This window comes from Limosilactobacillus galli (assembly GCF_947381495.1).
Lineage (GTDB): Bacteria > Bacillota > Bacilli > Lactobacillales > Lactobacillaceae > Limosilactobacillus > Limosilactobacillus galli.
In genome coordinates, this window is the sequence record NZ_CANCWK010000005.1 from 57209 (window position 1) to 71188 (window position 13980).

Sequence of the window (13980 nt, forward strand, 5' to 3'; positions counted from 1 at the left end):
GTTGATATGACGGTGTTTGTAATCTCTTAAAATCACAAAGTAGACCAATATTCTAATGGTTTTCCCTTACGTGGTATTTTAAGGGAAGAATAGAATATTGATCTACTTTTTTATTAGATGGCAGATTGCAAGAAATAACTTGAACAAATTTAGTAACGCAGATTACGCAAAAAGATCTCAATCGGTGTTCGCCAATTTAAACATTTGAGTGGTCGGGAATTCAAAGACCAGTTAATTTGAATCAATTCATCATCGGTAATCTCATCAATCGGTTGACCTTTGGGAATGAAGCGGCGTAGTACTCGGTTGCGATTTTCATTACTGCCTCGTTCATGTGGCGAATAAGCGTGCGCAAAGTACAGCGGAACACCGGTCTGTTCTTTAATTAAATTGTAGTTGGCGAATTCTTTCCCATGGTCAACAGTAAGGGTCTTAAGATTATCTCCTAACTGGTTAGCTAATTCTAAAATAGCCTTGGTCATTGAAGTACTATCTCGTCCATTAAGCCGTTTAACGATGGTAAGCCGACTCTTACGCTCGACAAACGTAGCTACTGCTTGACTTTTACGTTTTCCAGATAAAACTGTATCAGCTTCGAAGTGACCTGAAGTATTACGATCAGAAATTTCAGCTGGACGATCTTCGATGGGACGTCCATGACTAAAAGTACCACGGGTTTCTTTAGCTCGTTTGCGACGAATACCATGGTCAGGTAAATCAGTCACATTAATATCCAGTAGCCCCTGATCAATCCAGTTATAGATGGTTTTGTAGGCAATTCTAACTACATGAGCCACTTGTTCAATTGACCATTTTTGAATCTTGATTTTTCTTCAATTAATCGCTTTAGGTTAGTCGTTATGATGGTTTTACGACGTTTAACTTCATGGTCAGTTTGAGCCTTAACTGCGTGATACTCACCAGCTAAGCGATGAACCTCATTAAAGATAGTGGTTTTACTAAAGCCTAAATAATCGGCAATATATTGAAGTGAGTGCTTTTCATGATGAAGTGTTTCGATGACAACGCGGTCTTCAAATGATAAAATAGTGGTGCCCGTAAAGGTCCTTCTTTCTAATGGAATGTTGTGGTAACACCGTTAAAGACCTTGATGGGTTTTTCTGTCCACTAATATGTGCAACTTAAATTTTACAATCTACCTAAGTGAAAAGGCATGACTAATATCTTGTTAATTTAGTTATAATTTGGCTGAAGCCAATAGATTTCTATAGTGACGTGGTTATTACGGCCTAATATAATTAGTCTAAAGTTAGCTCGACTCACCCGTTTACTTCTGAAGACCGATGAGTAATTGGATAATAAGTGATATTTCTAGTTGAAAATAAGCAGGCCAATATTCAATTTTCCTATGGACCAGGATAGTGGAGTGTTGGTCTGCTTTTCATTTAGCGATATGTTTGTGTTAATGGGGATGATACTGATGGAAACAAAAGTACTCCAGAAAGAAAGGAGATCTTGTTATCGAACTGACGATCTTCGTACTGGTTGTTATTGATAACGATCAACTTATTTTTTCTCAATTGCCTTCTTGATCTCTTGCAGGTCGTGGTGGAGGACGAGGAACTCAGCAAACTGCGCGTTGGTTGACTTGGCTCCTTCATAAACTGACTTTAGAGCTTTCTTGTAAAGAAGTTCGGAATCGAAATCGCTGAGGTCGTCATCTAGCTTTTTAATTTTCTCTTTGCGTGATGATAGAAGTCCCATTGTCGTTGCTTCCTTTCTCTTGATGAATAGTTATGAGAAATACTTCCGCCGGTTCTAGACAACCATTGAGCATTTTGAGCATGTGATTTTACTGTACTTTAAGTTTAAATGCTCCCTTTAGCTATATTATACGATAGTCAAGGTTCATTTATTGCAAAAAAATAAGCAGAATACCGGGTACCGTACAAATAATTCGGTATTCTGCTTCCAATTTTTAATCCTTCACCGTCGGCTGCGAAGGCTGTGTTCCCTGCACAGCTATCTCCTTAGCATCCAAAGATTTCTTAAGCCGCTGGTTCTCAGCCTGCAGCTGCTTAACATTCTTCTTCAGCTTATCAACCTCGGGCTTGCCGGGTTGGTTTTGCAACTCCTTCAGCTCCTTGCTGACCTTGAGGTGGTTGGAGAAGGAGAAGAGGTAGATGATCAATGCCCCGATCAGCATGCAGACGAGGATTAGCAGGACCAAAGGCATCTTGATCTTGCCAAAGAGGAGGTTAACCTCGACCTGGGCAGTGTTGAGCAGTGCGAAGATGACAAAAATAATGAGCAGGATGATTGAGACAATCATCGTTGATTGCTTTTTCATGAGTTCTAAGCTTCTTTCATATAGATTGATAAATCTAGTATAGCATTTCAATAGATCAGTGGGGCGATGACCTGATCAAACCAGCGTCCGGCGCCTGGATCATTGGGGCCGGTAACTGGTGACGGGACAATCAGTCGGTCATCAACGTTGAAGAGCCCCAGCTGACCCTTGACGGGGAGGGGGTTAATCCAATAGGAGCCTCCAGGGCCAAAGGGCGCCAGTTGCCAACCGTAGTCTCGCTCCCCATATTGTTCAGTCCCCACGACCTTGGTAACACAGGTGGCATAGCCGGGGACGCCACCGTGGACCTTCTTGGCGGTGCCGCAGATCAGGAGGTCACCCCGGTAGTTAGTCGACCAACTGCGGTATTCGATCGTCTTAGTTCCCTTAAAGATGTCCATTACGTAGTCGGAACGAATCGATAAAGCTTTCATGATTCTCCCTTCTTAAACGAAAAAAGCGGCGGGTCAGCTGACCAGCCGCTTTAACGGATTAGGTATAACTAAATTGAATTAGTTGTTGCCTTCAAGCTTTGCCCAACCGTCCTTAGCAACCTTAGTAAGGGCAGCAGCAGAAGCATCCATAGCCTTTTGTTCACGTTCGTCAAGTGGAACTTCAATGATCTTGGCAATACCATTAGCGTTGATAACGGCAGGAGTACCAAGGTAGATAGGTTCGTTGACACCGTATTGACCGCTCATTGGAGCACCAACAGGCAGAACAGCGTTTTCGTCACGCAAAATAGCACGAGAAATCCGCATCAAGCAGGTAGCAACACCGTAGTAGGTAGCACCCTTACGATTAATGATTTCGTAAGCCTTGTTACGAACATCGTCTTCGATCTTAAGCAATTGATCCATGGAAACATTGTGTTCCTTAGCGATGTCAAGGAGTGGCTTGCCACCGATAGTAGCGCTGGAGTAAGCAGCGAATTCTGAATCACCGTGTTCAGCCATGATGTTTGCCATAACGTCGCGTGGGTCAACATCAAACAGCTTGGCAAGGGCAATCCGCAGACGTGAGGAGTCCAGTGAAGTACCGGAACTGATAACCTTGTTCTTTGGGAAGCCAGAAAGCTTTTGAACAGCGAAAGTCAGGATGTCAACTGGGTTAGCAGCAACAAGGAATACACCGTTGAAACCAGACTTAACGATTGGTTCGATGATGGACTTCATGATCTTGAGGTTCTTGTCAACCAATTGAAGACGGGTTTCACCTGGCTTTTGAGGAGCACCGGCAGTGATAACTACCAGGTCAGCATCCTTGCAAGTATCGTAGTCAGCGGCGTAGATCTTCTTTGGGGCAGTGAAGACAGTAGCATCTTCAAGGTCCAAAGTGTCACCTTCAGCACGCTTCTTGTTGATATCAACAATGGCTAATTCTTCAGCCAAACCTTGTTGTACCATTGCGTAAGCGTAACTTGAACCAACGGCACCGTCACCGACGAGAACAACTTTTTGATGATTCTTAGACATAATTTAAGTCTCCCTTTCATCCTATATGTGCTATTTTGAGAATTTCCTCTCGTATTCGATTATAGCATTCCTTGTGAAAAAAGCTATAAATTTGTGAAATAAGATTCAATTTTGTTAAAAAGTTTAGATGAATTTAGTAAATCTTTTAGTTGAGGGCTCCGTAACCGGCTACCAGGAGGGCAACCACGATCATCGGCCAAAGCAGAGCGTGAACGAGGGTGCCAACTAGCAGGACCAGGAAGAGGATCCCGATAATCTTAAGGGTGAATATCCCTAATTTCCATAGGAGCCACAGAACGAGTAACGTGATTAAGATACCCATTGTTTTCCTCCATATATTCAAGATTGCTAGCAGTATATCACTCACTATTAAGGAAAGGAAAGGAGATGAATTAAATTTTGGCACTTTCTTAACCTTGTGATAGAATATAGTTATCTAAATGGCTAATTAGCCGCGAATATACGATGGAGGAGGTGGTTACCATTCTGAATCGAACGAAGCAGTTTATGCGTGAGAATGATTTAATGTATAAAAAAGAGTACATTCGTCCAATGATGACGCCGCAGCACGTCTATGTCTTTCGGTTTGGTAAACACAGGTTAAACAATCGGGTGATCATTCGGTATTCTCATACCTGGACGGGCCGATTGAAGATCAATGAAATTGACGTCCGACTTCATCATCAACATCACCCGCGGATTTTCCTGACCGAGGCCGACCTGATCGACTACCTGAAGCACCACATGGAAAAGGAAAAACGGCGGGAAGATGAACGATCACGTACCGATGATGATGACGCGGAATAGGTGATCGTAGAACTATCGTGACCATTGTTTTTGGCCGCGATTTTTATTTAAGGAGGATTTTAAGTGGATTGGACAGCAGTAACAGTGATTACGTCAAGCGAGGCCGTTGAGGCGGTCAGCTACATTTTAACTGACGAGGGGGCCCAGGGAGTCCAGATTAATGATGCCGCCGACTTTGCCAACCTCAAGCCGGGAAAGTATGGGGAACATGGTGAGATCGTTGATCCGGCCACCATTCCGCACCGTACTTCGGGAGCGGCCGTAACCGGCTATTTCCCTGCTAAGACCTTTGTTCCCGAGTTGTTGCCGACAATCCGGCAACGGGTTGCCAAGTTGCATGACTATGGCCTGAATCCTGGCGAGGATGAGGTTACCTCTGCAGTGGTCGACAACCAACAGTGGGCAACGGTTTGGCAGAAGTACTACCACCCGCTACGAGTTACCAACGAATTAACGATTGTCCCTCAGTGGGAGGACTACCAGCCAACACAGAAGCAGGAGAAGCTCCTGGTGCTGGATCCGGGAATGGCCTTCGGAACGGGAACCCACCCGACGACCAAGCTGATCCTGCAGGCGCTGGAAAATGTCATCCGTGGTGGCGAGTCCCTGATCGATGTTGGAACGGGCTCCGGTGTCTTGAGTATTGCTGCCAAGCAATTAGGGGCCGGGGATGTCCAGGCCTACGATATCGATGAAGTAGCCGTCCGGTCGGCCCAGAAGAACCTGGATCTCAATCCGGTGGCTAAGGACGTCAAGGTGGGCGTCAACAGCCTCCTTGATGGTATCCATACACAAGTTGATGTGGTGGTCGCCAACATCCTGGCAGAGATCATTGTGCCCCTGATCCCGCAGGCCTTTGCTAACCTGAAGCCCGGCGGCTACTTCCTGGCATCCGGGATCATCGACGACAAGGCCGCCATGGTTCGGCGGAAGATGCTCGACCAATCCTTTGTCATTGACAGCGAAACTAAGATGGGTGATTGGCATGGGATCATTGCTCACAAGCCGGCGGAGGATGAAGAATAATGCAGCGTTACTTTATCAATCAGCCAGCTGACCAAAAAGAGATCGAATTGCCTAAGGACGTTGCCCACCACCTAGTTACTGTCATGCGTGCCCAGGCCTGTAGCCAGATAGAAGTGGTCCTAGCTGATCATCGGGTGTACCTGGCAACGGTGACGACGACATCACCAGCCCAGATCCAGATCGTCAAGGACCTCGACCGGGATAGCGAGTTGCCGTTGCGGGTCACCCTGCTTTGCGGCCTCCCGAAGACCAAGGAGAAGCCGGAGATGATTGTCCAGAAAGCCACCGAACTGGGGGCCGATAAGATCGTCTTCTTTGAATCGGCACGGTCAATCAGTCATTGGGCTAAGCAGAAGCAGACCAAAAAATTGGCCCGCCTGCAGAAGATTGCGGATGGGGCGGCGGAACAATCCCACCGCAACCGGCAGCCCCAGGTTGCCTATGCTCCCGACCTCGCAACGGCCCTGGCAGAAAATCCGGCCGATCATCGGGTCGTTGCCTGGGAGGAGTCGGCCAAGCAGGGCGAGACCAGAGCGCTTCACCAAGTGTTGACCGGGATGACGCCGGGGCAATCGCTGGTAGCTATCTTTGGCCCCGAGGGCGGCTTGACCAGTCAGGAAGTTGAACAGATGCAGGCGGTCGGGGTAGTCCCAGTTGGCCTGGGTCCCCGGATCCTGCGGACAGAGACGGCGCCCCTGTACTTCCTGGCGGCGGTTTCCTATGCCAGTGAGCTGGCGGTTAATCATCGTTAATGATTATGCAGGATTGTGATACAATTAGAAAAATCAATAAAAGTAAAATTAGATAGTTAAGGTGTTGTGAAATGGCAATCTTCAAAAGCAAATGGCAAACGTTTGATAAGCTGCTCTGGATTCTTGGAATCGTCTTTGGCATGCTGGTTCCCGTCTTGACGGACCGGATCCCGATGCTGACCCGGGTACACTGGGTCGTTTGGTTCCTGCTAATTGTCAATGGAATCTATAGCATTTGGATTGGCGTTCATGTTGCGCGGCGTCAGCAGAGAGTCTTTAATCTGTTGATTTTCCCACTGCTGTTCCTGCTAGCAGCCTATTTCTTTATGCCGCACTATACCTACTACTTTGCACCTGCGTACTGGGCAGTGAGCTACCTGTCCTGGGCTGGTCAACAGAAGTAATTTTGACCGAAGGGGGACTGATAATGTCACAAGTTAAAGAGTTAACGCACGAAGACGTGCGCAAGATGGTTTCTTCCTATATGAATGATGAACACGTGGCATTGGTCGAGAAGGCCTACCGTTTTGCTGCGATCTGTCACCATGATCAACGGCGGAAGTCAGGGGAACCATACATTATCCACCCAATTCAGGTTGCCGGGATCCTGGCTAACCTCCAGATGGATCCGGAAACGGTTTGCGCAGGGTATCTCCACGATATTGCGGAAGATACTGGCGCGAGCCTAGGTGACATTAAGGAGCTGTTCGGCCCAACAATCGCCATGATTGTTGACGGTGATACCAAGCTAGGCAAGATTCACTACAAATCTAACCGGGAGCAGATGGCGGCGACCCACCGGAAACTTCTCCTGGCGATGTCCAAGGATATCCGCGTGATGATTGTCAAGCTGGCTGACCGTTTGCACAACATGCGGACCCTGCAGCACCTGCGGCCGGACAAGCAGCGGCGAATCTCCAACGAAACCTTGGAGATCTACGCTCCAATTGCTGACCGACTGGGGATCAGCACGATCAAGTGGGAATTGGAGGACCTGTCCCTGCGCTACCTCAACCCGCAGCAGTACTACCGGATTGTTCACCTGATGAACTCCCGACGTGACCAGCGGGTCGACTACATCAACAATGCCATCGACCTGATCAAGGATGCCCTGAGCGACCTGAAGCTGGGACCAAATGTTGAGATTTACGGGCGACCTAAGCATATCTACTCGATCTACCGCAAGATGGTGACGCAGCACAAGCAGTTCAGCCAGATCTATGACTTGCTGGCGATCCGGGTGGTTGTCGACACCATCAAGGATTGTTATGCGGTACTTGGGGCCATTCACACTAACTGGAAGCCAATGCCTGGACGGTTCAAGGACTACATTGCGATGCCGAAGACCAATGGTTACCAATCGCTGCACACCACGGTGATCGGGCCTGAGGGACGGCCGCTGGAAGTTCAGATCCGGACCCACAAGATGCACGAGGTGGCTGAATACGGGGTTGCCGCGCACTGGGCCTACAAGGAAGGTAAGACTAATGGTGTCCAACAGACCCGGGATAGTCAGAAACTTAACGTCGTCAAGGAAATTCTCGAACTGCGGCAGGAGAGTAATGGGACGGACGAATTCATGCAGGGTGTCCAGAGCGACATCTTCACCGATAAGGTTTATGCCTTCACACCGAAGGGCGATGTTATCGAGATGCCAAAGGGCGCTGGTCCGCTGGATATGGCCTACCAAATCCATACCGAGGTCGGTAACCACACGACCGGGGCCAAGGTTAACGGCCGCATTGTCCCATTGGATTACGAGATCAAGAACGGTGAAATTGTTGATATTCTAACCTCACCATCATCGGCGGGGCCAAGCCGGGACTGGCTCGATATGGTCAAGACGCGGCGGGCCCGGAATAAGATTCGCCAGTTCTTCCGTGCTCATTACCGGGAGCAGAACATCGAGCAGGGTAAACAAATGATCGAAAACGAGCTGCGTGAAGCCGGCTATGATCCGTTTGAATTAATGACGGAAAAGAAGGCGGCTGACGTGGCTCAGGCCATGCACTATAGCACCGCCGATGATATGTATGCGGCCATCGGTTTTGGTGACCTGGCACCAGTCGGGGTCCGGAACCGCTTCACGGCTGACATCCGGCAGAAGGAAGAGGACGACCGGCAGGCGGCTGCCCAGCGCGCCCTTCTCGAGGAACACAAGACCCTGGAGAAGCCTGACGAGCGGGCTAAGCAGAAACAGGCCAAGGCTTCCAGCGAGGGAGTCGTGGTTGAAGGAGTGGACAACCTGCTTGTCCGGCTCAGCCGCTGCTGTGATCCAGTCCCTGGTGACGAGATTATCGGTTACATCACCAAGGGCCGGGGGGTCTCCGTTCACCGCAAGGACTGCCCGAACATCAAAGCTGCCGAGAAGAGTGGTCAGCGGATCGTCAGTGTCTACTGGGCGAACCCGCATGGCGATAAGACTAACTACGATGCCGATATCGAGGTTCAGGGATATAACCGGAACGGCATGCTCAACGATGTCTTGCGGTCAATTAATAACAGTACCCGCTTCCTGAACTCGGTCAACGGGAAGGTCGACCACAATAAGAAGATAACGATCAGTCTGACGATCGGGGTTCGTAACTTGGAACAGCTGCAACTGATTATGAACGGCCTGAAGAACATTCGGGACGTTTACGTTGTCAAGCGGGTTATTCGCTAGGAGGAAGAAAATGCGTGTTGTATTACAGAAGGTCAATCATGCCCAAGTGTCAATTGATGGCACGGTCGTAGGTAAGATTGCTAAGGGCTACATGCTCCTGGTCGGTTTTGCGCCCGACGACGGGGATGAACAACTGGATTACCTTGTCCACAAGATCGTCAACCTGCGAGTCTTTGAGGACGAGAACGGGAAGATGAACAAAGGCTTGAAGGATGTCGACGGGGCCATCCTGTCGATCTCCCAGTTCACCCTGTACGCCGATACGAAGCACGGTAACCGTCCCGGCTTCACTGGGGCGGCCCGGCCGGAAATTGCCGAACCGTTATATGAGCGCTTCAACCAGAAGTTAGCGGCAACGGGGGTCCATGTCGAGACCGGTCGCTTTGGCGCGGACATGAAAGTGGACCTGGAAAACGATGGGCCCACCACCATCATTTACGAGAAATAAGAAAAAGCTCTGTGATCTGAATTGGCGGATCACAGAGTTTTTTGTCTGGACTAGTATTGAGAAAGAATCTGATCAACGGCGCCACCGTAGCTCTCGCCGAAGAGCACCAGGTGCATGCAGAGGTAATAGAAACGGTACCATGGCAGGCGATCGTTGATTCCCGGGGTGAACGGGTAGGTAGCGGCGTAGGCCCGGTAGAACGATTCGTCGAAGCCGCCGAAGACCGTCGTCATGGCGAGATCAAATTCGCGGTCGCCATAGACAGCGTCGGGGTCAATGAGGTAAGGCTGGTCGTTGGCGAACATGAAGTTGCCGGCCCACAGGTCACCGTGGAGCAGGCTGGGTTTCACCGTGTGATCCTGGTAGTAGTCGCTGAACTGGTGGACCATCTGGGTGAAGTGTTCCTGCCGCCACCGGTTCCACCGGCCGCGGTCACTGGCAACCTGAACCTCGGGTAAGAGCCGTTGGTTGATGTAGAAGTCTTTCCAGCTGTCATTCCAGGAATTGTCCTTAACCAGGGTCTTAGTGCGGTGGTTGTCGACAAAGCCAAATTGACCGTTGGTGCTGTACTGCTGGTGCATGTGGGCGACGGCTTGGCCAAGTTCGGCCTGGCTGCCAGCGCTCTCGTCGAGCCAGTTCAGCACCAGGTAGGCGTTGCCATTGATCTCACCATTGTGGATGGGGGTCGGGGTATTGATGGCCTTCCCAATGGCCTTCAGACCGTTGATCTCGTGCTGAAAGTACTTTGCCGGCTGGTTGGGCTGGATCTTGATGAAGTAGGATTGCCCGTCCGCTTCAATGCGGTAGGACTCGTTGATGTCACCGCCGCTGACGGGTTGAAAGCTTTCGAGATGCTTGAACGGCAGCTGTTGGAACCATTGATGATTTAACGTACTCATAAAACCACACTCCTTTGGTTGTTCACGTCAATTATAGCGACCGCCACTGCCGGACGCAAAAGCGGGAAATTGAGGGTAAGATATTGACATTCGGGGTGGGGACGAGTAAGGTAAAAATGAAAATTTGATATTCATAACCAGTAATAAAAGAATGCTCGGTGCCTTCAAAGTACTAGCGAGTGGGGATGGTGGAAGCCCATATTGCGGAGAACCGATTGACGCTTTTTGTGGTTGGACGTTTGTCCCGTCAGTTCGCTGACGTTATCATTGAGTTGATACCAAGGTGGTACCGTGCATTAGAGCACCCTTGTGGACGCAGGGGTGCTCTTTTATTATTTTATGGATAAAAAGGAGTACATAGGAATGAAGAGAACCAATTATTGTGGAGACACAAACGAAAACCTGATTGGTCAAGCGGTCGTCTTAAAGGGCTGGGTTGCCAAGCGGCGTAACCTCGGTGGCTTGATCTTTATTGATCTCTGGGACCGGGAAGGAATCGTTCAGCTGGTCTTCAATGAAAAGGAAAATCAGGAGGCCTTTAAGGTTGCCAATGCGGTGCGGAACCAGTATGTCCTGGAAGTTACGGGGAAGGTTCAGCCACGGGCCGAAAAGGAAATCAACCCTGATATGAAGACGGGGAAGGTCGAAGTTGCCGTAGAGAAGGCGACTGTCCTGGCCCAGTCCGAGACGACGCCATTCGATATCACGGACGGCGTGGATGCTTCCGAAGACCTGCGGATGAAGTACCGTTACCTTGACCTGCGGCGGCCGGAAATGATGAAAAATCTGATGCTGCGGTCCAAAGTTACCCACGTCATCCACCGTTACTTCGAAAAGAACGGTTTTTTGGACGTTGAGACACCTGATCTGACCCGGTCAACGCCAGAAGGGGCCCGGGACTACATCGTGCCTTCCCGGGTTTACCCTGGCCACTTCTACGCCCTGCCACAGTCACCACAACTGTTTAAGCAGCTGCTAATGGCCGCCGGGGTTGACAAGTACTACCAGATCGCTAAGTGCTTCCGTGACGAAGACCTTCGTGGTGACCGGCAGCCAGAATTTACCCAGGTCGACACGGAAATGTCATTTGCAACACCACAGGACATCCAAGACATGACGGAAGGTCTGATCAAGGACGTTATGAAGGAAGTTCTGGGCATTGATGTTAAGCTGCCATTCCCGCGGATGGAATGGCAAGACGCCATGGATAAGTACGGGACCGACAAGCCAGATACCCGTTTTGGCATGCTGATCCACGACCTGAACGACATCGTTAAGGATTCCTCCTTCAAGGTCTTCTCCGGTACGGTTGCTGACGGCAACTATGTTCGGGCCATCGCAGTTCCTGGCGGGGCTGACAGGTACTCCCGGAAGGACATCTCCAAGCTGGAAGATTACATCAAGCGTTACGGTGCCAAGGGCCTGGCCTGGGTCAAGGTAACGGACGACGGCTACAATGGTCCAGTTGCTAAGTTCCTCCAGGAAAAGGCAGATACCATCAATGAAGAGCTGGGTGCCAAGAGCGGGGACCTGATCCTCTTCGTTGCCGGGAGTTTCCACGTGGTCTGCGACTCACTGGGCTACCTGCGGCGTCACTTTGGCGAAGAACTCGGTCTGACCGATCCAAACCAGTGGAACTACGTCTGGGTTGTCAACTGGCCAATGTTTGAATACGACGAAGGCTTTGGCAAGTGGATTGCGGCCCACCACCCATTCACCATGCTGAACCCTGAGGACTTGCACTACTTAGAAGATGGTGAAGACCCGCACAAGGCCCATGCCCAGAGTTACGACATCGTCTTGAACGGTCAGGAAATCGGTGGGGGCTCCATCCGTATCCACGATCCAAAGGTCCAGGAGAAGGTATTGAAGGCCTTGGGCTACACTAAGGAACGCGCCGAGGCCCGCTTCGGCTTCCTGCTGAAGGCCCTGACGCTGGGGATGCCGCCTGAAGGAGGACTGGCAATCGGCCTTGACCGGTGGGTAATGTTCCTGTCCCAGTCAGACAACATCCGTGACGTGATCGCCTTCCCAAAGAACTCCAAGGCCGTGGAACCACTGACGGCTGCCCCAGGCAAGGTCAGCCAGCAGCAGCTTGATGACCTGAAGATTGAGTTCGGCAAGGACGTCGACTACAAGCTGGATAAATAGTAATTAAGTTGAGGATCTAGGTTTTTCCTGGATCCTTTTATTTTGAAAGGGAGGATTAAAGTGAAATTTGTCATTGCGCCGGATTCCTTTAAGGGCAGCCTGACCGCCAAGGAAGCGGCCGTCGCCATGGCGACAGGTATTCGTCGGGTCTTTCCCCACGCGGACTATCAGTTAGTACCGATGGCTGACGGGGGCGAGGGAACCGTGCAGGCCCTGGTGGATGCTACCGGGGGTCAGACAATTCAAGCTACGGTTCATGATCCCTTTGACCGGCCCGCCGTTGCCAGCTACGGTCTTCTGGGGGATGGTAAGACAGCGGTAATTGAGATGGCGGCTGCCAGTGGCCTGCAGTTTGTCAACGATCAGAACCGTAATCCGTTGGTGACGAGCACCTATGGGACGGGCGAACTGATCCTGGATGCCATCTCCCGGGGTGTCAAGCAGATCATCATCGGCCTGGGTGGGAGTGCCACGGTTGATGGTGGTGCCGGCATGGCTCAGGCGTTGGGCGTCAAGTTGCTGGATGCCGCCGGGGATGAGCTCCCCCACGGCGGCGGTGCGTTGGGTCGTCTGGCCAGGGTCGACACCAGCAAGCTGGCGCCGGGCCTATCACGGGTAAAAATTCTTCTGGCTTCCGACGTTACCAACCCGCTGACTGGTGAGCAGGGAGCTGCCCGGGTCTTTGGGCCGCAGAAGGGGGCCACTCCCGAGATGGTTGCAACCCTGGATAAGAACCTTGGTCACTTCTCAGCGGTGGTAAAACGCGACTGTGGTTTTTCACCGGCTAATGTTGCGGGTGCCGGGGCTGCCGGCGGCCTTGGCTTTGGCCTGCTGGCCTTCACGGCGGCTGAGATTCATCGGGGAGTCGACTTGGTACTTCGCTTTACAGACTTTGCCCGTCAGGTAGCGGGCGCGGACTTTGTCTTTACCGGCGAGGGGCAGATTGATTTTCAGACTCAATTTGGCAAGACGCCACTCGGGGTATCCCGGCTGGCCCGCCGGGTGGTTCCGGGAGTACCAGTAATTGCGCTAGCAGGAAGCATTGGTCAGGGAGTGGCGGCTCTGAATGATGATTTCACCGCCATCTTTGCCACGCCAACCGGGGCCAAGGATCTCAGTCAGGCGATAGTCGATGCGTCTGAAGATATTGCCCAGACCGCTGAAAGTGCTGCGCGGTTGATCAAAGGCTGTCGAAAATAACGGTTCTATGATATTCGGTAAGGATAAGATGAATTCTTATCTTTATCGTTTTTTGTTACTTGCTGTACCATTGATTTAAAAATAAAAAAGACAACCGTCCTATGTTATCCCCATAACTACCTCGGTTGTCTTTAGAAAGGATATATTCCTCATGACTAATGATATCAATTTTTGGACTGGAATCAAGGATCCTCACTTAAAACCTGACAAACCATTTTTAACTGAGAATAAAAACTTAAAAGTCAT

14 protein-coding genes and 1 pseudogene are annotated in these 13980 nt (G+C 50.4%); 8 read left to right on the forward strand and 7 right to left on the reverse strand.

Translation table 11 applies throughout. From position 1 onward, the window contains the following. Positions 1 to 149: 149 nt before the first annotated feature. The 6 genes and pseudogenes from QOS10_RS02280 to QOS10_RS02305 form a co-directional block, all read right to left on the reverse strand. Positions 150 to 1021: pseudogene (locus QOS10_RS02280) on the reverse strand (IS30 family transposase). A 506-nt stretch (positions 1022 to 1527) separates the two neighbouring features. Continuing rightward, positions 1528 to 1725 (reverse strand): hypothetical protein, encoded by a 198-nt coding sequence (locus QOS10_RS02285; RefSeq protein WP_283593425.1) that lies wholly within the window; start codon positions 1723 to 1725, stop codon positions 1528 to 1530. A gap of 214 nt (positions 1726 to 1939) precedes the next feature. Then, on the reverse strand, positions 1940 to 2311 hold the full coding sequence (locus QOS10_RS02290; RefSeq protein WP_283593426.1) for a LapA family protein: 372 nt from the start codon (positions 2309 to 2311) through the stop codon (positions 1940 to 1942). Positions 2312 to 2358: 47 nt separating this feature from the next. Continuing rightward, complete coding sequence (locus QOS10_RS02295) at positions 2359 to 2745, reverse strand: ASCH domain-containing protein (RefSeq protein ID WP_283593427.1); 387 nt, start codon at positions 2743 to 2745, stop codon at positions 2359 to 2361. A 78-nt stretch (positions 2746 to 2823) separates the two neighbouring features. Beyond that, on the reverse strand, positions 2824 to 3786 hold the full coding sequence (locus QOS10_RS02300; RefSeq protein WP_283593428.1) for an L-lactate dehydrogenase: 963 nt from the start codon (positions 3784 to 3786) through the stop codon (positions 2824 to 2826). Between the two features lie 145 nt (positions 3787 to 3931). Further along, on the reverse strand, positions 3932 to 4108 hold the full coding sequence (locus tag QOS10_RS02305; RefSeq protein ID WP_283593430.1) for a hypothetical protein: 177 nt from the start codon (positions 4106 to 4108) through the stop codon (positions 3932 to 3934). A 185-nt stretch (positions 4109 to 4293) separates the two neighbouring features. Here QOS10_RS02305 and QOS10_RS02310 point away from each other — a divergent pair, with 185 nt between their 5' ends. The 6 genes from QOS10_RS02310 to dtd all read left to right on the forward strand — a co-directional run bounded on the left by QOS10_RS02310 (position 4294) and on the right by dtd (position 9484). Further along, positions 4294 to 4593, forward strand: a complete 300-nt coding sequence (locus QOS10_RS02310) for a hypothetical protein (protein ID WP_283593431.1) — start codon at positions 4294 to 4296, stop codon at positions 4591 to 4593. Positions 4594 to 4656: 63 nt separating this feature from the next. After that, the gene (prmA, locus tag QOS10_RS02315) at positions 4657 to 5619 is read left to right on the forward strand and encodes a 50S ribosomal protein L11 methyltransferase (protein WP_283593433.1); all 963 of its coding nucleotides are present in this window, start codon (positions 4657 to 4659) and stop codon (positions 5617 to 5619) included. Beyond that, positions 5619 to 6371, forward strand: a complete 753-nt coding sequence (locus QOS10_RS02320) for a 16S rRNA (uracil(1498)-N(3))-methyltransferase (protein ID WP_283593435.1) — start codon at positions 5619 to 5621, stop codon at positions 6369 to 6371. The genes prmA and QOS10_RS02320 overlap by 1 nt, the downstream gene beginning before the upstream one ends. Before the next feature lie 71 nt (positions 6372 to 6442). After that, entirely contained in the window at positions 6443 to 6775 is a 333-nt protein-coding gene (locus tag QOS10_RS02325; protein ID WP_283593436.1) for a hypothetical protein, read from the forward strand. 23 nt (positions 6776 to 6798) lie between these two features. Next, entirely contained in the window at positions 6799 to 9036 is a 2238-nt protein-coding gene (locus QOS10_RS02330; protein WP_283593437.1) for a RelA/SpoT family protein, read from the forward strand. Positions 9037 to 9046: 10 nt separating this feature from the next. Next, positions 9047 to 9484: a D-aminoacyl-tRNA deacylase gene (gene dtd / locus QOS10_RS02335; protein WP_283593438.1), complete on the forward strand. Its 438-nt coding sequence runs from the start codon at positions 9047 to 9049 to the stop codon at positions 9482 to 9484. 50 nt (positions 9485 to 9534) lie between these two features. Here the strand turns inward: dtd and QOS10_RS02340 are convergent, their stop codons facing one another. Then, positions 9535 to 10383 carry a fructosamine kinase family protein gene (locus QOS10_RS02340; RefSeq protein ID WP_283593439.1) on the reverse strand — a complete coding sequence of 283 codons (849 nt, stop codon included), beginning with the start codon at positions 10381 to 10383 and terminating at the stop codon, positions 9535 to 9537. Between the two features lie 363 nt (positions 10384 to 10746). On the opposite strand from QOS10_RS02340, the gene aspS reads away from it, so the two are divergent. Then, a complete protein-coding gene (gene aspS, locus QOS10_RS02345) occupies positions 10747 to 12534 on the forward strand; it encodes an aspartate--tRNA ligase (RefSeq protein WP_283593440.1) in 1788 nt (595 codons plus the stop codon). Positions 12535 to 12594: 60 nt separating this feature from the next. Further along, the gene (locus tag QOS10_RS02350) at positions 12595 to 13734 is read left to right on the forward strand and encodes a glycerate kinase (RefSeq protein ID WP_283593441.1); all 1140 of its coding nucleotides are present in this window, start codon (positions 12595 to 12597) and stop codon (positions 13732 to 13734) included. Positions 13735 to 13980: the final 246 nt, after the last annotated feature.